A 22,580-nucleotide genomic window follows, 5' to 3' on the forward strand; every position below is an offset into this window, starting at 1 on the left:
GGTAGGAATGTGTATTACAGCAAGCAGCTGGGCTGTTCTGTTTCGGTTGAGCCTGCAACGCAGCTAGTTAGTTCAGCTCCTAAAAACACCAAAGAGCTTTCCTGTTCTAAATCGACCCAAGTGCCAATCTTCAAGTTGTGCGTCCGTTCTGCGGCACTAATGAATTCTTGCTCCTGAACTATTGCTGTTACTTTTGCCACCTATATGTCCAAGGGAACCCTGCTGTTAATAGACGACGAAGCAAGCCTGCGCCAGTTGCTGCAGCGCGTGCTAGAATTAGAAGAATACAAAGTAGTAGCGGCTCCAGACAGCCGGCGTGGCCTTGAGCTACTGCAGCAATACGCTTCCGAAATCTTAGTAGTGCTGTCGGACGTGAAGCTGCCCGACGGCCACGGCCTGAGCTTGCTGCCGCGCTACAAAGCCGTGGCGCCGCTGGCCGAGGTCATCCTGATGACAGCCTTTGGCACTATTGCCGATGGCGTCCAGGCCATGAAGCAAGGCGCTTTCGACTACCTAACTAAAGGCGACTCCGACGACCAGCTCGTGGTGGTCGTGGAGCGTGCCGCCGACAAAGCCCGCCTGCAGCGCCGCGTAGCCGAACTGGAAAAGCAACTCACCTCGCCGTTTACCTTCGATTCAATGATCGGACATTCGGCCCCACTTGCGCAGGCCAAAGCGCTGGCCTTGCGCGTGGCACCAACTGATAGCACGGTGCTGCTGGAAGGCCCTACGGGTTCGGGCAAGGAGCTGTTTGCGCAGGCTATCCACACGGCCAGTGCGCGCCGCAGTAAGCCGTTCGTGGCCGTCAATTGCAGTGCCTTTCCCAAGGACTTGTTGGAGTCCGAGCTATTTGGTTACCGCAAAGGCGCTTTCACCGGGGCCCTGGCTGATAAGCGGGGGCTGATGGAGGAGGCCAATAGCGGTACGTTGTTTCTCGATGAAATCGGGGAGCTGCCGCTCGAGCTGCAAGCTAAGATGCTGCGCGTGCTCGAGACCCAGAGCTTCACCAAGCTTGGCGACACCAAGCCCCTATCCGTGAACGTGCGCATTGTGGCCGCCACCAACCGCAACCTGCGCCAAGAAGCCGAAGAAGGCCATTTCCGCCCCGACCTCTACTACCGCCTGGCCGTGTTCACCGTGGCCGTGCCCCCGCTCAATGCCCGCCGCGAAGACATCGAGCCCCTGGCCACGCACTTCCTGCACTTCTACGCCGCCAAGCTGCGCAAGCGCCTGCGCGGCATGGAGCCACAAGTACTGACGCAGCTTCAGCGCCACGACTGGCGCGGCAATGTGCGGGAACTGAAAAACGTGCTGGAGCGCGCCGCCATCCTCGCCGACACCGACACGCTAACTGTAGATGACCTGCCTACCGAGTTTCAATATTTCGCCGCGGAGCCAGTAGCCGATGAAGCCTCCGATAAAACCCTGCGTACCCTAGAAAAGCGCCAGATCCGAGCGGTGCTGCAAGAAACCGGCGGCAACAAAATGGAAGCCGCCCGACAACTCGGTATTGGCACCAAAACCCTTTACCGTAAGATTCAAGAGTACGGGCTGTAGGATCAGCACGATGTAGAGATGGGGCACTTCGCGTCTCTGCAACTCCACTAAACCGGGTTATTCTGACCGACGCACCGGGTCAGAATGACCCGGTTTTTTTGTGCCCGCATGTTTTTGCAGCCATTGCAATGAAAAATTAATCGTTGATAATCAGCTTGATACAAGGGGGAGAGTAGGGGAGAAAGCAAACCGGGTCGGGATTGGCAAGTGGGACTGCGCACGTCAACAATCTGGCACTTATGGCACCTGCTCTTATGATTCCCTTGCTCACCGCGGCCGGCTGCGCTGGCTTCTGGCTCTTCTTTAAATCCGTCGAGTTTTTCGACCACATCTAGCCCCGGCTCTCCCCATGATGATTGCCCTCTTTGTCTTGTCGCTGGCCGTGTTTGGCTACCTGATTTACGTGCTGCTCAAGCCCGAACGATTCTAACCTTTTTGGTTGCCCACGAAGAAGCGCCTTGGCCACTACCACCTCGCTGAAACCGGCAACCAGCCCCGCATTTTCAACTGATATGAATTCTGAACTACTAGGCATCATCGGCATCTACTTGCTGACGTTGGTGCTAGCCATTCCGCTGGGCCGTTATCTGGCGCGCGTGTTCAAAGGCGAAAAGAACGCCCTGGATTTTCTGGCTCCTCTCGAACGGGGAGTGTTTCGCCTTTCCGGCATTGATGCCAAGCGCGACATGACCTGGCAGCAGCACATGGTGGCGCTACTGACCATCAACCTAGTGTGGTTCCTGCTGGCCATGGTGGTGCTGTGTACGCAAGGCGCCTTGCCACTCAACCCCGACGGCAACCCCTCCATGACGCCCGATCTGGCATTCAATACGGCCATTTCGTTTCTGGTGAACTGCAACCTCCAGCACTACTCCGGCGAATCGGGGCTGAGCTACCTCTCGCAGCTAGTGGTTATCACCTTCCTGCAATTCGTGTCGGCGGCTACGGGTATTGCCGCTGCCGTAGTGGTCATCAACGCCTTGCAAACCCGCACCACCGACAAGCTGGGCAACTTCTACGACTACTTCGTGAAGAGTATCACGCGGTTGCTGCTGCCGGGTTCCCTCGTGGTGGCCCTGATTCTCGTGTTCAACGGCACCCCCATGACCCTGCAAGGCAAGCAGCAACTCGTAACTGTGCAGGGCGATTCGGTGGCCGTGTCGCGCGGGCCGGTGGCGGCCATGGTGGCCATCAAGGAGCTGGGTACCAACGGGGGCGGCTTCTTCGGAGCCAACTCAGCCCACCCGCTCGAAAACCCCAACTACCTCACCAACGCCACCGAAAACATTGCCCTCACCATCATCCCGATGGCCATGATTTTCGCGCTGGGGTTCTACCTAAAGCGCCGCCGCTTGTCATTGATGATTTTCGGAGTGATGACCATCGGCTTTGTGGCCCTGCTAGCTCCCACGGTGTACTATGAACTGCAAGGCAACCCCGCCATCAGCCACATGGGCGTCGACCAAAGCTTGGGCGCGCTGGAAGGCAAAGAAATGCGCTTCGGTGCGGCGGCTTCTGCCTACTGGTCTATCACCAACACGGTTATCAGCTGCGGCTCCATCAACTCCATGCACGATTCGTTCATGCCGATTTCGGGGATGAGCCAGCTGCTGGGCATGATGACCAACGCCTTTTACGGGGGCTGCGGCGTGGGCTTGCTCAACTTCTTCGCCTACCTCATCATTGCCGTGTTTGTGGCCGGGCTGATGGTGGGCCGCACGCCCGAGTTCCTGGGCAAGAAAATCGAAGCCCGCGAAATGAAAATTGCTGTCATCGTAACGCTGCTGCACCCGCTGCTGATTCTGGCGGGCACGGCCTTAGCCGCGCACACCTACGTGGGCAACCCCACCGAATACGCCGGCTGGCTGGCCAACCCTAGCTACCATGGTTTCTCGGAAATGCTCTACGAATACACCTCCTCGGCTGCCAACAACGGTTCGGGCTTCGAGGGCCTCGGCGACAACACACCATTCTGGAACATCACCACCGGCGTGGTGCTGCTTTTGTCGCGGTACCTGCCCATCATCGGGCCGGTAGCCATTGCCGGCCTGTTGGCCCGCAAGAAATACACCCCCGAAGGCGTCGGCACCCTGCCCGCCGACACGGCCACTTTCGGGGTGATGGTGCTGGCTGTCATCGTCATCATTGCCGCCCTGGCTTTCTTCCCCGCCCTGGCGCTAGGCCCGCTGGCCGAGCATTTCTCGCTGTACTAACCCCACCCCAACCCCTCCCCTCCGGGAGAGGGGCATTGGATAGTCTCTAACATCATTATTCACAGTTGTGCAGCAAGAATGCGCAACACATTTACCCATGACATCGTCGTCAGGCTCCCCCTCTCCCGGAGGGGAGGGGGCCGGGGGGTGGGGTATTCAAAATGGCTTCCAAATCTCAATCCTTATTTCAACCCGAGCTGCTATCCGAAGCTGTGAAACAGGCTTTCGTGAAGCTCGACCCGCGCATCATGTTTCGCAATCCGGTGATGTTCACCGTGGAAGTCGGGACGGTGGTGATGCTGCTCGTGACGCTCGGGCTGCTGGTGCAGCCTGATGCCGCGCAAGGCAGCTTCGGCTACAATTTCACCGTGTTTCTGGTGCTGTTCCTGACCTTGCTGTTCGCCAATTTCGCCGAAGCCATTGCCGAAGCCCGCGGCAAAGCCCAAGCCGAAACCCTGCGCAAAACCCGCGAAGAAACCCCCGCCCGCGTTATCGACGCCAACGGCAACATCACCTCGGTTAGCTCCTCGCAGCTCCAGAAAGGGCAGGAGTTCATTGTGGAAGCCGGCGAGATCATTCCGACCGATGGCGAGATTATCGAGGGGCTAGCCACCATTGATGAGTCGGCTATTACTGGCGAATCGGCCCCGGTGATTCGGGAAGCGGGTGGCGACAAATCCTCGGTGACGGGCGGTACCAAGGTGCTGTCGGACCGGATTCGGGTGGTGGTGACGACGGCGCCCGGCGAATCGTTTCTGGACAAGATGATTGCGCTGGTGGAAGGCGCTTCGCGGCAGAAAACGCCCAACGAAATTGCCCTCACCATTCTGCTGGCGGGCTTCACGCTGGTGTTCGTGATTGTGTGCGTGACCTTGGCGCCATTTGCCGATTACTCGAAAACGCCCATTGCCATTTCCGCCTTCATTGCGCTGTTTGTGTGTTTGATTCCGACCACCATTGGCGGTTTGCTCTCGGCCATTGGTATTGCGGGCATGGACCGGGCGTTGCGCGCCAACGTCATCACCAAGAGCGGCAAAGCTGTGGAAACGGCCGGCGACATCGACGTGCTGCTGCTCGACAAAACCGGCACCATCACCATCGGCAACCGCAAAGCCACCCACTTCTGGCCCGCGCCGGGTGTCGATGAGCGGCAGTTCATTGAGTTTGCCACCGTGTCGTCGCTCTCCGACGATACGCCCGAAGGCAAATCCATTGTGGAGTTGGCCCGCGAAAAACAAGTGGACCCGCAAGCCCTGCGTAGCCGCTTGGAGGGTGCCGAACTTATCAAGTTCACGGCCGAAACCCGCAGCAGCGGCGTGACGCTCGCCAATGGGACCCGCATCCGCAAGGGCGCCTCCGATGCCATCCGCCAGCTCGCCGTGAAAGCCAACCAGCCCTTCCCGCAGGAAGTCACGCAACGCACCGACGCCGTGGCCAGCAACGGTGGTACGCCGCTGGTAGTCAGTGAAAACGACCGGGTGCTCGGGGTGGTGGAGCTGCAAGACATCATTAAGCCCGGCATTCAGGAACGGTTTGAGCGCCTGCGCAAAATGGGTATCAAGACCGTGATGGTCACCGGCGACAACCCGCTCACGGCCAAGTTCATTGCAGAAAAATCGGGAGTTGACGACTTCATTGCCGAAGCCAAGCCTGAGGATAAAATGACCTACATCCGCAACGAGCAGCAGCAAGGCAAGCTGGTAGCCATGATGGGCGACGGCACCAACGACGCCCCCGCCCTGGCCCAAGCCGACGTGGGAGTGGCCATGAACTCCGGTACCCAAGCCGCCAAGGAAGCCGGCAACATGGTCGACCTCGACAACGACCCCACCAAGCTCATCGAGGTAGTGGAAATCGGCAAGCAGCTGCTCATGACCCGCGGCACGCTCACCACCTTTAGCATCGCCAACGACGTGGCCAAGTACTTCGCCATCGTGCCAGCCTTGTTTATGGTCGCCATTCCGGCCCTTGGCGCCTTGAATATTATGGGCCTGAAGTCGCCGCAGTCGGCCATCCTGAGCGCCGTGATTTTCAACGCCATCATCATCCCGGCTTTGGTGCCGCTGGCCCTGCGCGGCGTGGCTTACAAACCCATTGGCGCTTCCGCTTTGCTGCGCCGCAACCTGCTCATCTATGGCCTCGGTGGCGTCATCGTCCCCTTCATCGGCATCAAGCTGATTGACTTGGTGGTAGGCGTGTTCCTGTAGCTGATAGGACATTAGACTTCCTCCTCATCTGACGAGGAGACGCGGCGGCGCAGTCGCCCCAGGAGTGGTTGACATCGTTGCGGAGGGTGTTTGTAATGAACGACCCGGCAGCGCGATTCAACCGTCAAATGAAACAACAATCCAGTTTTCCACCGATTCAGTCGCAAGTCGTTCAAACGGCTTCACCACCCCGCCCTCCGGGCACCCCTCCTTGAAAGAAGGAGGGGAACTAGCTTCTAGTCTTAGCTCATCGGGCTAACCGATTCTAGCTCCAAACTCCTTGCTTCTACCTTCTCATGAAAAATAACCTGCTTCCTGCATTCCGTCTTTCTCTTGCCATGCTCGTGCTGTGCTGCGTGGTGTACCCCGCTATTGTGTGGGGCGCGGCGCAACTCTCGCCGGGTAAAGGAGAGGGCGTACAAGTGAGTCATAAAGGCCGCGTGGTGGGCTTCGCCAACGTCGGCCAGAAATTCGACCGGCCCGAGTACTTCAACACCCGCCCGTCCGCCGTGGACTACAACGCTAGCGGCTCGGCCGGCTCCAACAAAGGCCCGAGCAACCCCGAATACCTGAAAGAAGTGCAGACCCGGGCGGGGGCTTTCTTGCAGCAAAACCCAACGGTAACGCGTAACCAAGTGCCGGCCGAACTAGTTACGGCCAGCGGTTCGGGCCTCGATCCGCACTTGTCGCCAGCCGGGGCGTACGCGCAGGTGGAGCGGATTGCTCGTCTGCGGAACGTGCCGGTGGAGCGGGTTCGGGAGCTGGTGAAAAGCCACATCGACGAGCCTATCATTGTGTTCTTTGGCCCGGCTACTGTGAACGTATTGCGTCTGAACTTGGCCCTGGATGAATTGGCGCCGATTCGCCACTAATCAGGGGCAGGCCGCCGCAGTCTAGGCCACTTCCTCGAAGCTTTACTTGAAAGAACTAGTTTGCCTGTCAGTCGGCAGAAAAACCGCTAATCCTACTTCGCCTCGCAACAGCAGGCGCTCCTTCATGAACCACGTATTGACCTTGGGCCTCGCCCTTACTGCCACTGCCGCCGCTACTAGCAATGCACTGGCGCAAACCACTCCCGTAACCGATACCACGCAAGTAGTGCCGCCGCAAGTTGCGCCCGCCGAAGCCACCCCCAACCCGCTGACTTTCTACGGCTTTGTGGATGGCTACTACGGTTACGATTTCAAGCACGCCGACACCCAAGACCGGCCAGGCTTCCTGTACTCGCACGACCGGCAAAACGAGTTTACCGTCAACAACGCCATCATCGGGATGCGCTACGACAACGGGCAAGTGCGCGGTGCTTTGGGGCTGCACGCCGGCACCTACGTAGCCGCCAACTACGCCGCCGAAGACCAGGTGTTCAAGCACATCTACGAAGCCTACGCCGGTTTCCGACCGTTCGAGAAGGCGTGGCTGGATGCCGGTATTTTCGGTTCGCACATCGGCTTCGAGTCGGCCATCAGTAAAGACAACTGGACGTTGACCCGCTCCCTGATGGCTGAAAACTCGCCGTACTACGAAGCCGGGGTGCGCTTCACCTACGAGGTTGACCCCAAGCTGACCCTGACCGGCCTGGTACTGAACGGCTGGCAAAATATCCGCGAGAACAATCAGAAAAAGGCCATTGGCACCCAAATTCAGTGGAAGCCCACCGATAAGCTGCTTATCAACAGCAGCACGTTCTACGGCAACGAGCAACCCCAAGACCTGGCCCGGCGCCGCCGCTACTTCCACGATTTCTATGCTTCCTACGCCGCCACCGACCGGCTGAGCTTGGCTGTGGTATTCGACGTGGGCAAGCAAGAAAGAGCCGAACGTGGCGGCAAAGACGACACCTGGCACACCGGGGCCGCCTTCGTGCGCTACAAGCTAGCCGACAAGTGGAGCACCACCCTGCGCGGCGAGTACTACAACGCCAACCGGGGCGTCATCATCAACTCGATTTCGCCGGTAGCTTCCGACCAAGATTTGAAAATACGGGCCGCCTCTCTCAACCTCGATTACGCGCCCATCAGCAACGTGGTAGTGCGGATAGAAGGCCGCGGCTTCCGCTCCCCTCAGCCCTTCCTAACCGACCGAAACGACCAACCCACCGACAACTACGGCAACATCACATCGAGCATTGCCATTTCGTTTTAACCGATATAAGTAATTACATAGAACGTCATTCCGAGCTTGTCGAGGAATCTCGCGTGCTGATGTTAGAATAGTAGTCCTGACGTCAGCACGCGGGATGATTCGCATGACCGTTGAAAACGAAACCCGCCTTATGTCCTCCACCACTGACGACCAACAACGCGACCAATCTGCCGAGCGGTTTCTGCGGCTGGTGCAGGAGCGGCGGCGCGGGCGGCTGAAAATATACATTGGGCTGGCGGCAGGGGTGGGCAAAACCTACCGCATGCTGCAAGAAGCCCATGACTTGCTACAGCACGGCGTTGATGTGGTGTTGGGGTACGTCGTGACGCACGGGCGGGCGGGCACCGAGGCGCAGCAGCAAGGCCTGCCGACGCTGCCGCGCAAACAGATTTTCTACAAGGGCCGGATGCTCGAAGAAATGGACGTGCAAGCCATTTTGCAGCGCCGGCCCTCGGTAGTAGTAGTCGATGAGCTGGCCCACACCAACGTGCCGGGCTCCCTCAACGAGAAGCGCTGGCAAGACGTGGAGCAGCTTGTAAAGGCCGGTATTTCGGTGATTTCGGCCGTTAACGTGCAGCACCTGGAAAGCCTGCACGACCAAGTGCAGAAGATAACCGGCACCGACGTGCAGGAACGGGTGCCCGACCAAGTGCTGAAGCTAGCCGATGAGGTGGTAAATGTGGACCTGACTGTGCCCGAGCTGCGCACCCGCTTGGAGGAAGGCAAAATCTACGATTTGCAGAAAGTACCCTCGGCGCTGAAGAACTTCTTCCAGCCCGAAAACCTGTTGCAGTTGCGCGAACTGGCCCTACGGGAAGTAGCCAACCAACTCGGCCGCCAGATTGAAACCGATGCCGCTGGTGCCCCCGCCGTAGCTCCTCAACGCCGCAACGCCGACCGGCTGCTGGCCTGCATCAATACCAACGCGCGGGCCGCCAAGGAAATCATCCGCAAAACCTCCCGCCTCGCCGACCGCCTCGGCGGAGCCAAGTGGTACGTGCTCTACGTCCAAACCCCCGCCGAATCGGCTGATAGGGTAGGACTGGCGGCTCAGCGCCACCTCATCAATAACTTGCAGCTGGCTACCGAGCTAGGCGGCCAGATTCTGCGGGTGAAAGCCGACCATGTTGTAACGGAAGTAAGGCGCGTAGCCGCCGAAAAAAACGTGTCGTTGCTAATCTGCGGCGTGACGGGCAGCAAAAATTGGTGGGCCCGCCTCACCCGTCGCGGCGTCACCAACGACCTTATTCGGCAAGTTGCCCGCCACACCCAAGACCTAGATATTTACTTGGTAACGTACTGATGACTGTCAGTAGGATAGAACGTCAACCGTCATGCAGAGCGCAGCGAAGCATCTCGCGTGCGGATGTGAGAGTAGTAGCCCTGACGTCAGCACGCGAGATGCTTCGCTGCGCTCTGCATGACGGTCAATCAAGTAGCAGAATTTATAGTTAAAGCAACTCATGACCCTGAAAACCAAAATCACGCTGGCTTTTGCAACCATGCTGTTGCTGCTGATGGGAGTGAGTGCCTTCATGCTCTACTCGCTGAACCAGCTGGACCGCACCGCCCGCAACGTGCTCAAAGACAACCTGTACTCGGTGGAGTTGGGCCAGCAAATGCTGAGCGCCCTGGACCAGATGGAGTACGGCGCAAACATAAGAGCCCCCCAAGCCCAACCGCTTTTCGAGAAACTGTTGGCACGGGAAGCTGGCAACGTAACGGAGCCTGGCGAGCAGCAGGCGGTAGACAATCTGTTTCAAGATGTAGGGAATTTCAATCAGCTGCTAGCTTCCGATACCACCTCAGCCCAGCTTTGGAACCAGGCCGTTGGGCGCTTACGGCGCGATACCTATGCCATGATGAACCTGAACACCCAGGCCCTCACGCGCAAAAACGAAGTCGCCAACCGCACCGCCCTGCGGCAGCGGCGCTACGTGCTGGCCCTGCTCACCTTCGCCGTTCTCACCTCGCTGTTGTTTGTGCTGAGTGTGCCCGAGGCGGCCGTTGTGCCCCTGCGCCGGCTCTCAGCCAGCATCGACCACGCTGCTAACCAAGATTTCACCGCTTCGATTCCGGTGGAAGGGCACGACGAATTGGCTACCGTAGGCCGAAGCTTCAACCGAATGCTGGTGCAATTGCAAAGCTACCGCACCTCCACGCTGGCTGAACTCATGGCCGAACGCAACCGGGTAGCCAGCATCGTCAATACCCTGGATGAAGGCCTGCTACTAGTCGACCAAAATCGGCGCCTCATTGTGGTCAACCCGGTAGCCAGCGCCTTGCTTGCCGTGCCCGCTGCCCAGCTGCTAGGCCGGCGAGTAGATGAAGTAGCCAACGAAAATGACTTGTTTCGGGAAATGCTGCGCCATCTAGATGTGCCGCCGCCCAAGCGCGAGCAAGAAACGCCACTGCTTACCATCGCGCAGCAAGGCGAAGAAGCGTACTACCGCCTGAGTGTGCACGATGTGGTCGGGTTCAACCAAGCCCTCGACAAAAACGAATTTGTCGGCTCCATTCTGACCTTGCGCAACATCTCCGAGTTCAAGAAACTAGACCAAGCCAAGTCCAACTTCCTGGCCACCGTGTCGCACGAGCTAAAAACGCCGCTTTCCAGTATCAACTTCAGCTTAAAGCTGTTGCAAAACGGCAAAGTCGGTCCGCTCAACCCCGAGCAGCAAAACATAGTGCTGACCCTCAAGCAAGAAAACCAGCGCCTGTTGAAGTTGGTAGGGGAGCTGATTGACGTATCGCGCCTGGAATCAGGCAACATTCAGCTCAACTTCCAGCCCAGCCACGTGCACGACATCGTGCAGTTCGCTGCCGATACCATTCAACTCCAGCTCAAGCCCAAGCAGCTCCGCCTCGCCCTGGAAGTACCCGACAACCTGCCGCCCGTCCGCGCCGACATCGAGAAAACCACTTGGGTGCTGCTCAATCTGCTGGCCAACGCCATCCGCTATTCACCCGAGCAGGAGCAAATCCGCATTTCCGCCACCCTCGCCCCCGACGGCCAGCAAGTGCAAGTGAACGTGCAAGACAATGGCCCCGGCATCGCGCCGCAGTACCAGGAAAAAATCTTCCAGCGCTTCGTGCAGATACCCGACAAGAACGGCTACAAAGGCGGTTCGGGCCTGGGCCTCAGCATCGCCCGCGAATTCATTGCCAGCCAAGGCGGCCAACTCTGGGTGAGCAGCGAGCTAGGCGCCGGCAGCACCTTCCTCTTCACGCTACCAGTGGCCGGTAAAGCGGACGTTTAACCAAAAGGGTATGCCTACCGGTGTAGAGACGCGACACTTCGCGTCTCCTCGTCTGCGCCGTTTGGTCCGTTCAGGTAAACAACGTTAGCAACGAGGAGACGCGAAGTGTCGCGTCAACCTAAGCCTACGAGATGCTTCGTCTCTGCTTGATGCGCAGAATGCTCAGCATGAGGATATTAGTAGGTCGGGCGTCAAGGTTTGGTGACGGTGATGTTCTTGAAGGTGGCAGTGCTGTTGTCTACGAAGATGCCCCAGGAGGTGCCGGCGGCGCGGTAGATGCGGGAGCTGAGCGCCACCTCGTTGTTGAGGTACACCACTACCATCGAGTTTTCGAACACGATATCCACGTTGTACTCGGTGTTGGGCGAGAGCGGAAATGGCACGTCGTTGGTGGCAATGGTGGTTGTGGTGAGGGCCGAGCGGCGCGTTTTGTCTAGGCTGAACCGTTGCTGGCCGGGCACGAAGCGCAGGCTGTACACATCGTCGTACCCGTCGCAGGCGCCCAGGAAGAAGCCGAAATCCTTGTTGGCGCTGCTGTACGACACGGTAGCGTGCAGCTTGTAGCGCGTGGGGACCACGGGGTTGAATAGCACGTTAGCTACGTCCTGGTTGGCGGAGCTGCTGAGCGTGTAGGAGTGCGTGTTCGGGTTACTATTCGTGACGTTGCCCCACTGGCTGTCCTTGGTAAGTGGTTCGGATTGGGCTTCCAGGTGGTTCTTGAGGGTGTGCGGGATGGTTACGGCCAGGTCCTTGTTGGCTTTCTGGTAGAGCTTGTGGGCCACCAGGTTGCCGCCCCACTGCCAGTTGCCGCCGTCGGTGCTGCCGCTCAGGCGGTTGGTCCACCCAAATAGATACCGGTCGTAGTTGTCGGCGGCGGTTTTGGCGGCGTAGATGCCGTTGCCCTCGAACCGGTCGGGGCCGGTGGGCAAGCTCCAGGGGCCGGTGGCGCTGGGGCCTTTGCGGTAATACACGTGCTTGGTATCGATGTCGGAAAACAGCAAATAGTACGTGTCGCCTAGCTTGAAAACCTCGGGCGTTTCCAGCATGAAATAGTTGGTGGCCCCGCCGTCGTAGAGGATGCCGGCGTAAGTCCAGCTTTTCAGATTGGGCGAGGTGTAGCGGGCAATGATGCCGCGCCAGGTGCCGTTCACGTTCTTGCGCGCCGAAACCAGCATATGGTAGCGGTTGCTGGCATCATCCCGAAACACAAACGGGTCCCGGAAGTTGTCCTGCTCATCGAAGCCCTGCCCGGTGGGCGCGTAAATGGTGGCAAAGCTGGGGTCCTTCACAAATTTCTGCCCTAGTCCGCGCGAAGTAGCCAGCATCACGCCCTCCTTGCGGCTCACACACGCCGACGGGTAGTTGGGATTGTGGCCGGTGTAGAACGCATAATACGTGCTGCCTTTCTTGGTGATGCTGCCCGTGCCCAGGGCATAATCCTGCTCGCAGCCCTGGGTGCTACAGCTCAGCGCCTCGCCCACCGGCAGCCCGGCATAACTCACGAAGTTGCTGGTGCTGAGGCCCCACCACCGGTGCCGCTGGTGCGTGGCGTCGTTCCAGATGTCTTTGAGGTAATACACCTTGAAGGCATTGGCCGCCGAATCGAAATAGGGCATCACGTCGCCGATGGGGGCTAGTTGGTCGCCAAGCGGGTAAAGCTGGTAGTCCGACGATTCGGGCCGCGGGCCGCAGACGAGGGCGCTGCTGGTGGGCGCCGCCGTGGGCGCAGTGGCAGGAACGGCCGTTTCCTTGGCGCAGCTACCTAACAGTAGCGACACGCCGAGGAGCCCGGCCTTTCCCAGCGGGGAAAAGCAGGTGTTCATTGTGGTGGAATTGGAAGGTTGGAAAGAAAAAGCCCAGACCGTAGGGTCTGGGCTTCCGTGGAAAGGCTATTTCACTTCCTGGCTCAACTTGGTGTATGTCAGGGCATCTATGGTAAGGCCGCTGCTCGATTTCAGCTTGAGCGTGGTGTAGGACTGCGTGGGGAAGAACAGTTCGGTCATGGTGGTGAGGCCGCCGTCGGCAAATACCTCTACCGAGGTGGCATCGAAGAGCAGCGTGAGGTCGGCGGCGGGGCCGGTGGCTAGGCGCGGCGCTGGGTGGCGGCCAGCGAACTTGTCGCTGAAGGTCATTTGGCCGGCTTTGCTCCGGTCTACGTAGTATTGATTGGCTTGCTTATCGTAGCCGATAACCAGTTCCTCACCTTTGGCATTGCCGAGCACCAGCGCGAAATCCTGGAGTTGCTTGGTGCTCATCTTCAACTGAAACTGCGGCGCTAGATTCGGAATCTTGTCGGCTAGGCTCAGTTCCGACTTCACCGTCAGGTTGCTCAGGGTTTGGCTGGGCTGCACCAGCTTGGCCATTTCCTTGACCGGCGTGGAGGTTAGGTAGATTTCCGGGCCGACTTGCTTGAGGGCTAGGTCGCGCGGTACGGTCATGGCGTTGCGCCAGGGCGAGGTGGGCACTTGGTTAGCATACTCCCAGTTGCTCATCCAGCCGAGGAAGATTTTGCGGGCGCCCGTGTTGCCCCAGGTTATGCCGGCGTAGTCGTCTTTGCCCCAATCCACCCACTTCTGGGTGGTTGTTGTGGGCGTGAAGGTCTTACCATCAAATTGACCTACAAAGTATTGCGTGGCCGAGCCGCCGTTTGGGCCGCCGGGGTTGATGCTTACTAGCAGCACCCAATAGGTTTTGCCATTCAGCGTTAGCGGAAACAAATCGGGGCACTCCCACACGCCGCCGTGGGCGCCCAGCTTCTCGCCAAACTCGCTCAGCTTGGTCCAGTCCTTCAGGTTAGCCGATGAGTAAAACGTAATCCGGTCTTTGGTGGCGAGGGTCATCACCCACTTCTTGGCCACCTCGTTCCAACTCACTTTTGGGTCGCGGAAGTCTTGGATGCCAGGGTTGGGCAGCACCGGGTTGCCGTCGTACTTCTTCCAGGTTTTGCCTTCGTCGAGGCTGTAGGCTAGGCTTTGGTACTGGTGCTTATTGGTTTTCTTCTTTTCCTCGGGGTCGTTGTGGTGGGTGAAGATGGCCACCATGGCGTTCTTGCCGAAGCCGGCAGTGTTGTCTTCGTCAATGACGGCGCTGCCCGAGAAAATCCAGCCTAGCTTATCGGGGTACAGGGCAATGGGCTGCTCCTGCCAACTCACTAGGTCCTTGCTGGTGGCGTGGCCCCAGTGCATCGGGCCCCATTCCATGCCATCGGGGTAGTGCTGGAAGAACAGGTGGTAGGTGCCGTTGTAGTACACCATGCCGTTGGGGTCGTTCATCCACATCTTGGCCGGGCTAAAATGGTAGGCCGGGCGGTACTGCGGCGTGGCGGGCGGAATGGGCTTGGCAGGAGTTTGCGCCTGGCTGATGGTAGTCAGGCCGCACAGGGAAAGCGCCAGGAGGAACGTGTTTTTCATGGGGTGGGAGAGAGGGAAGTTCGGGAAGAGAATAATGCCAAGGCCGTCATGCAGAGGCATAGCCGAAGCATCTCGCGTGCTGACGTTGAATTAATAAGCAGATGTTGGCACGCGAGATTCCTCGCTGCGCTCGGAATGACGGCCTTTTAGATATCGTAAAGCAAGCTGTGATAAAGAACCTACACCGCCTGGGTAGCCAGCAGTTCTTGCACGTCGGTTTCAGTGAAGGCGGGGGTAGCGCCTTGGTGCGTGGCAACCAGCGCGCCGGTGGCGCAGGCGAAACGCAGCATTTCGCTGGGTTCCTGGCCGGCCAGCCAGCCTTTGAGCAGCGCCGCCAGAAACGAGTCGCCGCTGCCGATGGTGTCTTTCACTTCCACCCACACGCCGGAGGCGCGGTAGAGCTGGTCGTTGGTCCAGAGTAAAGCACCGTCGGCGCCGCAGGTTACGCACACGGCTTGCAGATCGAAGCGGGTGGCGAGCCAGCGCATGGCGGTGGGCCGGTCGGTTTCCTCGCCAAACCAGGCCATGATTTCAGCTAGCTCGTGGTGATTCATCTTCACCAGGTTGGCTTTTTCGAGCAAGTATTTCACCACTTCCTTGTGGTAGTGTGGCGGGCGCATGTTCACGTCGAACACCTTAAACTTGGCGTGTTCTAGCAGGCGGTACAGCGTTTCGCGGGTGCCGGCCTGGCGGGCGGCAAGGCTACCGAATACAAACACCTCAGCCTGTTCCACCAGCTTTTCTAGCTCGGCATCATATTGGATGTAGTCCCAGGCCACGGGCTGTACAATCTTGTACGTCACCTCGTTGGCGTCGTCTACGTTGGCTTTCACCACGCCGGTGAGGTGGGTTTTGCCGAGCTGCACGTAGTCGGTGCGCAGGCCTTTCGACGCTACAAAATCAAGGAGTTCCGAACCCAGGTCGTCGTCGCCGACGCGGCTGATGAGGTCCACGGACTGGCCGAGCTGGTGCAGGTGCACGGCTACATTGAAGGGCGCGCCGCCGGGCTGCTTGCCAGTTGGCAGCACGTCCCACAGGATTTCGCCGAAGCAGGCTATCTTATTAGACATGAGATGCTAGGATTTAGAGCTTAGAAGTCAAATAGGAACGTCATGCAGAGGCGTAGCCGAAGCACCTCGCTCGAATCGTTGTATTTAGTCTGGCAACGTCAGCAGGCGAGATGCTTCGGCTACGCCTCTGCATGACCTTCTGTTAATGGATAACGAGCGTTTTTTCCAACTGTTCGAGGCTGGTGCCTTTGGTTTCGGGCATCATGCGCCACACGAACAGCAGTTGCAGCACCATCATGCCGCAGAAGAAGGCGAAGGTGTGGCCGCCGCCTAGCTTTTCGGCCAGCGGCGGGAAGGCGAAGGCAATAATGGCGGCCATCACCCAGTGCGTGCTGGAACCCAGCGCCTGCCCTTTGGCCCGCACCGTGTTGGGGAAGATTTCCGAGATGAACACCCAGATAACTGCACCTTGCGAGAAGGCGAAAAACGCAATGTATACGAACAACAGCACCGGCACCAGCATGCCATTCAAGGCGCTGAAGCTCTGCGTGTAAAACGCCCACGATACTAGCCCTAACGTGGCAATCAGCCCAAACGAGCCAATCAGCATCAGCTTGCGGCGCCCGAACTGGTCGATGACTTGGCGGGCCAGCAGCGTGAAGGCAAAGTTCACCAGCCCAATTCCCGCCGACGAGAGCAGCGCAGCACCCTGACCCAAGCCCGTCATTTCGAAAATACGTGGGGCGAAGTAGATGATGGCGTTGATGCCCGACACCTGGTTGAACACGGCAAACAGCACGGCCAGTATGACAGGGGTGCGGTACTGCGGCGAAAACAAGGAGCGGCCACCCACCATAGCGTCGTCAGAAGCGTTGGAAGTCAGTACGTTGGCTACTTCTTGGTCGGCGGTGGCGGGGTTGATAAGTTGGAACACGTGGCGGCCTTCTTCTACGCGGCCCCGGCCCAGCAGCCAGCGAGGACTTTCAGGAACGCGGAACAGCAGCAGGAAAAACGCGGCGGCCGGTACTACCTGCACGCCCAGCATCCAGCGCCAGTCGTTTTCGCCCACGCCGGTCAGCAGGTAATTGGAGAGGTAGGCGGCCAGGATGCCGAACACGATGTTGAACTGGAACATAGCCACCATCTGCCCCCGCTTCTCGGCCGGCGAAACCTCGGAAATGTAAAGCGGCGCCGTTACCGACGAAGCACCCACGCCCAGCCCGCCCAGGAACCGGAAGATCATGAAAGCCACCCAACTAGAGGTGACAGCTGCGCCCAGCGCCGACACGAAGTAGAGCACCGCAATCCAAATCAGGGTCTGGCGGCGCCCTAACTTATCGGATGGAATACCGCCAAAGATGGCCCCGAACACGGTGCCAATCAGAGCAATAGCAATAGTGAAGCCGTGCTCCACGGAGGTCAGCCCCCAGAGCTGCTGAATGGCTTTCTCGGCTCCGGAAATAACGGCGGTGTCGAAGCCGAACAAGAAGCCGCCCAGCGCCACTACCAGGGACCAAAAGAATACGTTGTTTTTCATTGGGAATTTGATTCGTTGCCAGGCGCCTCACCCCCAGCCCCTCTCCGAAAAGGAGGGGAACTAGCTCTGGTTGTTTAGAAGCTAGTTCAAGAAGTGGGCAATGAAATAAAATCTAAAATCTAGTTATCCTCTCCTTTCGGAAAGGGGCTAGGGGTGAGGCCACTATGCTAGTTCCAACCGGGGTTCTGCTGGTATAGGCCTTTGCTGAAGTTGATCTGGTTGAGCGGAATGGGCAGGTATTCGTCGCGGCCGGCAGTGAAGCGGGCGGTTTGCAGGTACTGGCGCTTGGTTTTCTCTACGGTGAAGTACGTGTTCAAGGTGTTAGCCGCGATGCCCCAGCGTGTTAGGTCGAAGAAGCGGTAGCCCTCCATGGCAAACTCCAGGCGACGCTCGTAGCGCAGGGCTTCGCGGGCGTAAGCTTGGGTCCAGCCGGTGCTCGGGTACTGTCCGATGCGGTAGTTGGAGGTGTTGCCGCCGGCCGCGTTTTTCAGGCGGGCGATGCTGGCGGCGGCGCGCTGCCGGATCTGGTTGATGATGGGCAGCGCCTCCGCTTGGCGGCCTAGTTCAATCAGGGCTTCGGCCTTCCACAGCAGCACATCGGCGTAGCGGATGATGGTCCAGTTCTTCGAGGTGGTCATGAACGGCGGGGTTTTCTGGAAGCTCGGGTCAGTGGGTAACACATTCTCCTTCATCGACATGTATACGCCGTAGGTGTTCCGGTCGCGCAGCCACGAATTTTCGAACACGAACGTGGGGAGGTACTTGTAGGGGTGGCTCGGAATAGCCACGGTGTGGTCGAGGCGCGGGTCGACGGTGTTGAGCTGGAAGTCAGCGGGGGTGCTGAGGTCCGAGTTGTTGAAGGTGGTGAACAGCGGCAAACCCTGGGCATCGGTCTTGTAGGCATTCACCAGGTTCTGGCTGGGCTGGTGGAACCCGCAGCAGCCGTAGTCGGGGTTCATGGGATAGTTCAGGCTGTTGCCCCGGGCGGTACGGCCCTTAGGCGTGCCGTCGTTGCGCGAAAACTGGATGGCAAACACTGATTCCACGCCATTGTCGCCCACGGTCAGGAAGTTGGTGGCGTAGTCGGGGTGCAAGGAGTACTTGCCCGACGAGGTAATCTGGTTGGTTAGCGTTACTACCTCGTTGAGCTTGGCCTGGTCTACACTGGTCACGGCGTGGTTGTCGCTCTGCACGTAGGCTTGGTAGAGCAGCGTTTTGGCCAGGTAGGCCTGCGCCGCCGACTTATTAGCCCTGCCGATTTCCGGCTGGGTATCCGGCAGGTTGGCTACCGCAAAGCGGAAGTCATCGGCAATCTTGGTCCATAGCTCGTCGTTGCTCAACGCCACGTTCGAGATGGTGCCGTACTGGTCGGTCGGGATGGTTTGGTCGATGTAGGGCACCCGCTTGAACAGCTCTTTCAGCAGAAAGTAGTAGTGCCCGCGCAGGAAGCGCACTTCGCCCTGGCGCACGGCCTTGGTGGGCATGGCGGCGGCATCCACCGCATCAAGGCGGCGCAACGCATCGTTGCAGCGCGACACGCCAATGTAAATCAGGAACCACAGCTCGTCGGTGTTGCCTACGTCCACACGGTTGAAGCTGAAGGTTTCGTAGAAGTGAAACGCGTCCACGTCGGCGGTGCCGTTGCCGCCTTTGTAGGCGTCGCCGGCGCGCACGTTGCCGTAGGGCCACATGCTGGTGTAGGGGGCGCGGTACACGTCGTTGCCGAGTTGGGAGTAGGCCGCAATAACCTGCTTTTCAATGTTGGCTGGGGTGTTCAGCTGCTCGTCGCTCAAGGCGCCAATGGGCTGCACATCCAGGAATTTTTCGTCGTTGCAGCTGGAAGCAAAAGCCAGCAGCGACAAGGCAAGTATGGTAGGCTTAAAGAATTTCATGGGGAGGTGGGATTAAATGGATGACTCTCTGGGTAGGTCGGTCATGCTGAGCTTGTCGAAGCATCTCTACCGCTTCGTTGTAGAGCTATTCAGACGAAGCGGTAGAGATGCTTCGACAAGCTCAGCATGACCGCCTAAAGAGTGCAGCCAAATATTTTAGAAAGAAACATTCAGGCCGGTGGAGAAAATGCGCGGCACCGGGTACTGGTAGTTGGTTACTTCGGGGTCGGCGCCGGTGAACTCCTTGCTCTTCACGGTGAACAGGTTCTGGCCCTGCACATAGATGCGGACGCCCTGCACTTTCACCTTGCTGAACAAACTGTTCGGCAGCGAGTAGCCGAGCTGGAAGTTGCGCAGCTTCAGGTAAGAAGCGTTTTCGATGAAGTAGGTGGAAGCCCGGCCCTCATTATTGGTGTTGATGAGCGTGGCTGCTGGAATGGTGGAGCCGGTGTTGGTCGGCGTCCAAGCATTCAGCAGCCGCTCACCCCAGTTCTCGCCGGAAGCCAACGAGGCGAAGTCGGTGCGGAATTTGGCGTTGTTGAAGGATTGCAGGCCTTGCACGCCCTGGAAGAAAATCTGCACGTCAAAGCCTTTGAAGCCGGCGCCCAGGTTGAGGCCGTAGTTGAAATCGGGCACGCCTTCCGTAATCCAGGTTTGGTCGAAGTTGTCCACGCGGCCGTCGCCGTTCAGGTCTTTGTAGCGCAGGCGGCCGGGCGCAGCCCCGATTTGCGTGGCGTGGCCGGTTACTTCGCCTTCGTTCTGGAAAATACCGCCGGCCACGTAGCCGTACACCGCGTTGATGGAGTGGCCCAGGCGCGTGACGTCCTGGCCGTTGCCGCCGTAGGCGTTTATCACCTCGTCGGGCAAGTAGGTGAGCTTGTTGCGGTACGTAGAAAGGTTGCCCGAGATGTTGTAGGTCAGGCCGTTAGATAGCTCGTTTTGGTAGCCGAGCACAAATTCCCAGCCCTTATTCTGGATGGACGCGCCGTTCACGAACTGGTCGCCGCCTTCGCCCACCACGGCCAGAAACGGCAGGTTCACTAGAATGTCCTTGCTGTTCTTGACGAAGTAATCAACCGAGCCGGAGAGCTTGTTTTGCATCAGCCCGAAGTCCACGCCCACGTTGGTTTGGGTGGTGGTTTCCCACTTCAGAGCCGGGTTGGCGCGCTGGAAGCGGCGGTAGCCCGACGGCAGGTTGATGTCGTTGCCGTAGATGTCGTAGGCAGTACCCCGGTCGTACTCGAAGTTGGGGTCGATGGTGCCCAGCAACGACTGGTACAAGCCCCGCGAAGCGAAGTTGGCAATGTCCTGGTTGCCGGTCTGGCCCCAGCCGGCGCGCAGCTTCAAGTCAGTGAAAATCGGCGTGTTGTCTTTCACAAACGCCTCCTCGCTCAAACGCCAGCCGCCCGATACGGCCGGAAACACCCCAAACTTGTTGTCTTCCCCGAACCGCGACGACCCATCCCGGCGCAGCGTACCCGACAGCAAATACCGGTCGGCGAAGGAGTAGTTGACTTTGGCGAACGTGGACGCCAGCCGGTAGGCCGTGGCCCCGCCGCCGTTGTCTTTGTTGGCCGCGCCCGCATCGAGGTAGGCGTAGTTGAGGTCTTCGCTAGCGAAATTGGTGCGCGAAGCGTACGAGCTTTCGTCGTAGTAGCTGATGCGCTCAGCCCCGGCCAGCACGCCCAGTTGGTGCTTGCCGCCCAGCAGAATATCGTAGTTAATGGTGTTCTGCCACACCCAGTTACCCCAGAACCGGTCGTTGTTGGTGACGCGGTTATTAGCTTCGGACAGGAAGCCGGCCTGGTAGGTTTTGTAGATCTGGCGGAACTTGTAGATGCTGTAGTCGATGCCGAAGCTGCTGCGCACGTGCAGGCCCTTCAGGATTTCAGCGTCGGCGAAGAAGTTGCCGAACGCCCGGCCCGTGTTCGAGCGGTTCTGCTTGTTGTCGGTGAGCAAACGCAGCGGGTTGTCCCGGTCGCTCATGCCCGCCACGGGGCCGCCCCAACCCACGCCATCCTCGGTGCGCACCGGCACAATAGAGGGCAGCTGCGTGGTCCGGTCGCGCACTAAGTTCAAGTCGAACTCGGCCCGCTGCGACTTCACGATGGTTAGGTTTTCCCCGATTTTCAGGCGGCCATTCAGGAAGTTATAGTCGGTGTTGAGGCGCGCCGTGTACCGGTCGAAGCCCGAGTATTTCAGCGTGCCCGAGTTGTCGTAGTAGTTCACCGAGAACAAGGCACTGCCCCGCTCACCGCCGCTGCTCACGCTCAGGTTGTAGCTCTGAATCAGAGCGTTCTGCTGCGTTTCCTTGAACCAGTCGGTATCGGAAGCGCGCTGGGTACGGTTGGCGTCAATGAACTCGGGTACGGTCACGCCATTGAGCACCGGCCGGCCGTTGGCGCCGATGCTGGTTTGGAAGTTGTAGTACGGCAGGCTGGGCGTGGTGCCGTCGTTGATGGCGGCTTGGCCATACACCCGGCCGTAGTCCAGCGTGTTGAGCAGTTTGATGTGCGGGCCCGGCGTCTGGAGCGTGAAGAAGGTCGAGAAATCAACCTTGGTGGCGCCCAGCTTGCCGCGCTTGGTGGTGATGATAATTACGCCGTTGGAAGCGCGCGAGCCGTAGATGCTGGCCGCTGAGGCGTCTTTGAGCACCTGAATGCTCTCGATGTCGTTCTGGTTGATTTGGTTGATGCCTTCCCGCGTCGGAATGCCGTCGATAACGTAGAGCGGGTCGTTGTTGCCGAGCGTGCCAATGCCGCGGATGCGCACCGTGGCCGAACTGCCTGGTGCCCCGTCGGAGTTGATTTGCACGCCGGCCACCCGGCCTTGCAAGTTGCGGGTCACGTCGTTGGAGGCCATGTCCCGGATTTCCTCGGTTTTCACCACCGCCACTGCCCCGGTCAGGTCGGCTTTGCGCTGGGTTTGGTAGCCGGTTACTACCACCTCGTCGAGCGCCGCCGCGTCGGTAACCAACGCAATGGTGAACGTGGTCTGGCCGGTTACGGGTACCTCTTGGGGTTTGTAGCCGATGTAGGAAACGAGCAGGGTCGCGCCTTCGGGAACGGTGAGTTTGAAGTCGCCCTCGGGGCCAGTACTGGTGCCAATGGTAGTGCCTTTCACCACCACCGTAACGCCCGGCAGCGCGCCGCCTTTGTCGTCGGTTACGCGGCCACTGATGGTTACGTCGGCCAGCGCGCCGGCCTCAACAGCGGCGGTAAGTGCGGCAGCTTGGGCGGGGGCGGCAACGGCCAGCGGCAGGGCGGAAAGCAGCGTCAGCCCGACGGCTTGCCGCAGCAATGGTATTGGTTGTTTCATGGGAATTTGAGGGATGTGGAAGACAGTGGAAAGT

Annotated in this window: 14 protein-coding genes; 8 read left to right on the forward strand and 6 right to left on the reverse strand. The window is 59.0% G+C overall.

Annotated features, from left to right (window positions below):
* The first annotated feature begins 204 nt into the window (after nt 1–204).
* From MTX78_RS07145 to MTX78_RS07175, 8 genes are all read left to right on the forward strand, one after another.
* Nucleotides 205–1,557, forward strand: coding sequence for a sigma-54-dependent transcriptional regulator (locus tag MTX78_RS07145; protein WP_243801223.1), 1,353 nt, complete (start codon nt 205–207; stop codon nt 1,555–1,557).
* Between the two features lie 352 nt (nt 1,558–1,909).
* The gene (gene kdpF, locus MTX78_RS25425) at nt 1,910–1,987 is read left to right on the forward strand and encodes a K(+)-transporting ATPase subunit F (protein WP_375379485.1); all 78 of its coding nucleotides are present in this window, start codon (nt 1,910–1,912) and stop codon (nt 1,985–1,987) included.
* An 82-nt stretch (nt 1,988–2,069) separates the two neighbouring features.
* The gene (gene kdpA, locus MTX78_RS07150; protein ID WP_243801225.1) at nt 2,070–3,770 is read left to right on the forward strand and encodes a potassium-transporting ATPase subunit KdpA; all 1,701 of its coding nucleotides are present in this window, start codon (nt 2,070–2,072) and stop codon (nt 3,768–3,770) included.
* Nucleotides 3,771–3,931: 161 nt separating this feature from the next.
* Nucleotides 3,932–5,977, forward strand: a complete 2,046-nt coding sequence (kdpB, locus tag MTX78_RS07155; protein WP_243801227.1) for a potassium-transporting ATPase subunit KdpB — start codon at nt 3,932–3,934, stop codon at nt 5,975–5,977.
* 296 nt (nt 5,978–6,273) lie between these two features.
* A complete protein-coding gene (gene kdpC, locus MTX78_RS07160; RefSeq protein WP_243801228.1) occupies nt 6,274–6,849 on the forward strand; it encodes a potassium-transporting ATPase subunit KdpC in 576 nt (191 codons plus the stop codon).
* A gap of 124 nt (nt 6,850–6,973) precedes the next feature.
* Nucleotides 6,974–8,119 (forward strand): porin, encoded by a 1,146-nt coding sequence (locus MTX78_RS07165; RefSeq protein WP_243801230.1) that lies wholly within the window; start codon nt 6,974–6,976, stop codon nt 8,117–8,119.
* Between the two features lie 130 nt (nt 8,120–8,249).
* Nucleotides 8,250–9,422: a sensor protein KdpD gene (locus tag MTX78_RS07170; RefSeq protein ID WP_243801232.1), complete on the forward strand. Its 1,173-nt coding sequence runs from the start codon at nt 8,250–8,252 to the stop codon at nt 9,420–9,422.
* Between the two features lie 160 nt (nt 9,423–9,582).
* Nucleotides 9,583–11,379 (forward strand): HAMP domain-containing sensor histidine kinase, encoded by a 1,797-nt coding sequence (locus MTX78_RS07175; RefSeq protein WP_243801234.1) that lies wholly within the window; start codon nt 9,583–9,585, stop codon nt 11,377–11,379.
* Between the two features lie 191 nt (nt 11,380–11,570).
* On the opposite strand, the gene MTX78_RS07180 is transcribed toward MTX78_RS07175, so the two are convergent.
* The 6 genes from MTX78_RS07180 to MTX78_RS07205 form a co-directional block, all read right to left on the reverse strand.
* Entirely contained in the window at nt 11,571–13,202 is a 1,632-nt protein-coding gene (locus tag MTX78_RS07180) for a glycoside hydrolase family 32 protein (RefSeq protein WP_243801236.1), read from the reverse strand.
* Between the two features lie 66 nt (nt 13,203–13,268).
* Nucleotides 13,269–14,789: a glycoside hydrolase family 32 protein gene (locus tag MTX78_RS07185; protein WP_394805613.1), complete on the reverse strand. Its 1,521-nt coding sequence runs from the start codon at nt 14,787–14,789 to the stop codon at nt 13,269–13,271.
* A 179-nt stretch (nt 14,790–14,968) separates the two neighbouring features.
* A complete protein-coding gene (locus MTX78_RS07190) occupies nt 14,969–15,859 on the reverse strand; it encodes a carbohydrate kinase family protein (RefSeq protein WP_243801239.1) in 891 nt (296 codons plus the stop codon).
* A gap of 142 nt (nt 15,860–16,001) precedes the next feature.
* Nucleotides 16,002–17,336: a sugar porter family MFS transporter gene (locus tag MTX78_RS07195; RefSeq protein WP_243801241.1), complete on the reverse strand. Its 1,335-nt coding sequence runs from the start codon at nt 17,334–17,336 to the stop codon at nt 16,002–16,004.
* Between the two features lie 167 nt (nt 17,337–17,503).
* On the reverse strand, nt 17,504–19,228 hold the full coding sequence (locus tag MTX78_RS07200) for a RagB/SusD family nutrient uptake outer membrane protein (RefSeq protein ID WP_243801243.1): 1,725 nt from the start codon (nt 19,226–19,228) through the stop codon (nt 17,504–17,506).
* Nucleotides 19,229–19,384: 156 nt separating this feature from the next.
* On the reverse strand, nt 19,385–22,546 hold the full coding sequence (locus tag MTX78_RS07205) for a SusC/RagA family TonB-linked outer membrane protein (RefSeq protein WP_243801244.1): 3,162 nt from the start codon (nt 22,544–22,546) through the stop codon (nt 19,385–19,387).
* Between the last annotated feature and the right edge of the window lie 34 nt (nt 22,547–22,580).

Origin of the sequence: Hymenobacter tibetensis (assembly GCF_022827545.1) — a bacterium.
GTDB lineage: Bacteria > Bacteroidota > Bacteroidia > Cytophagales > Hymenobacteraceae > Hymenobacter > Hymenobacter tibetensis.

What these genes read in the sequence shown, in the direction of transcription:
- MTX78_RS07145 (WP_243801223.1), top strand. Translation starts at nt 205, where the DNA reads ATGTCCAAGGGAACCCTGCTGTTAATAGACGACGAAGCAAGCCTGCGC.
- MTX78_RS07170 (WP_243801232.1), top strand. Translation starts at nt 8,250, where the DNA reads ATGTCCTCCACCACTGACGACCAACAACGCGACCAATCTGCCGAGCGG.
- MTX78_RS07200 (WP_243801243.1), bottom strand. Translation starts at nt 19,228, where the DNA reads ATGAAATTCTTTAAGCCTACCATACTTGCCTTGTCGCTGCTGGCTTTT.
- MTX78_RS07195 (WP_243801241.1), bottom strand. Translation starts at nt 17,336, where the DNA reads ATGAAAAACAACGTATTCTTTTGGTCCCTGGTAGTGGCGCTGGGCGGC.
- MTX78_RS07190 (WP_243801239.1), bottom strand. Translation starts at nt 15,859, where the DNA reads ATGTCTAATAAGATAGCCTGCTTCGGCGAAATCCTGTGGGACGTGCTG.
- MTX78_RS07185 (WP_394805613.1), bottom strand. Translation starts at nt 14,789, where the DNA reads ATGAAAAACACGTTCCTCCTGGCGCTTTCCCTGTGCGGCCTGACTACC.
- MTX78_RS07205 (WP_243801244.1), bottom strand. Translation starts at nt 22,546, where the DNA reads ATGAAACAACCAATACCATTGCTGCGGCAAGCCGTCGGGCTGACGCTG.
- kdpB (WP_243801227.1), top strand. Translation starts at nt 3,932, where the DNA reads ATGGCTTCCAAATCTCAATCCTTATTTCAACCCGAGCTGCTATCCGAA.
- MTX78_RS07165 (WP_243801230.1), top strand. Translation starts at nt 6,974, where the DNA reads ATGAACCACGTATTGACCTTGGGCCTCGCCCTTACTGCCACTGCCGCC.
- kdpC (WP_243801228.1), top strand. Translation starts at nt 6,274, where the DNA reads ATGAAAAATAACCTGCTTCCTGCATTCCGTCTTTCTCTTGCCATGCTC.
- kdpF (WP_375379485.1), top strand. Translation starts at nt 1,910, where the DNA reads ATGATTGCCCTCTTTGTCTTGTCGCTGGCCGTGTTTGGCTACCTGATT.
- kdpA (WP_243801225.1), top strand. Translation starts at nt 2,070, where the DNA reads ATGAATTCTGAACTACTAGGCATCATCGGCATCTACTTGCTGACGTTG.
- MTX78_RS07180 (WP_243801236.1), bottom strand. Translation starts at nt 13,202, where the DNA reads ATGAACACCTGCTTTTCCCCGCTGGGAAAGGCCGGGCTCCTCGGCGTG.
- MTX78_RS07175 (WP_243801234.1), top strand. Translation starts at nt 9,583, where the DNA reads ATGACCCTGAAAACCAAAATCACGCTGGCTTTTGCAACCATGCTGTTG.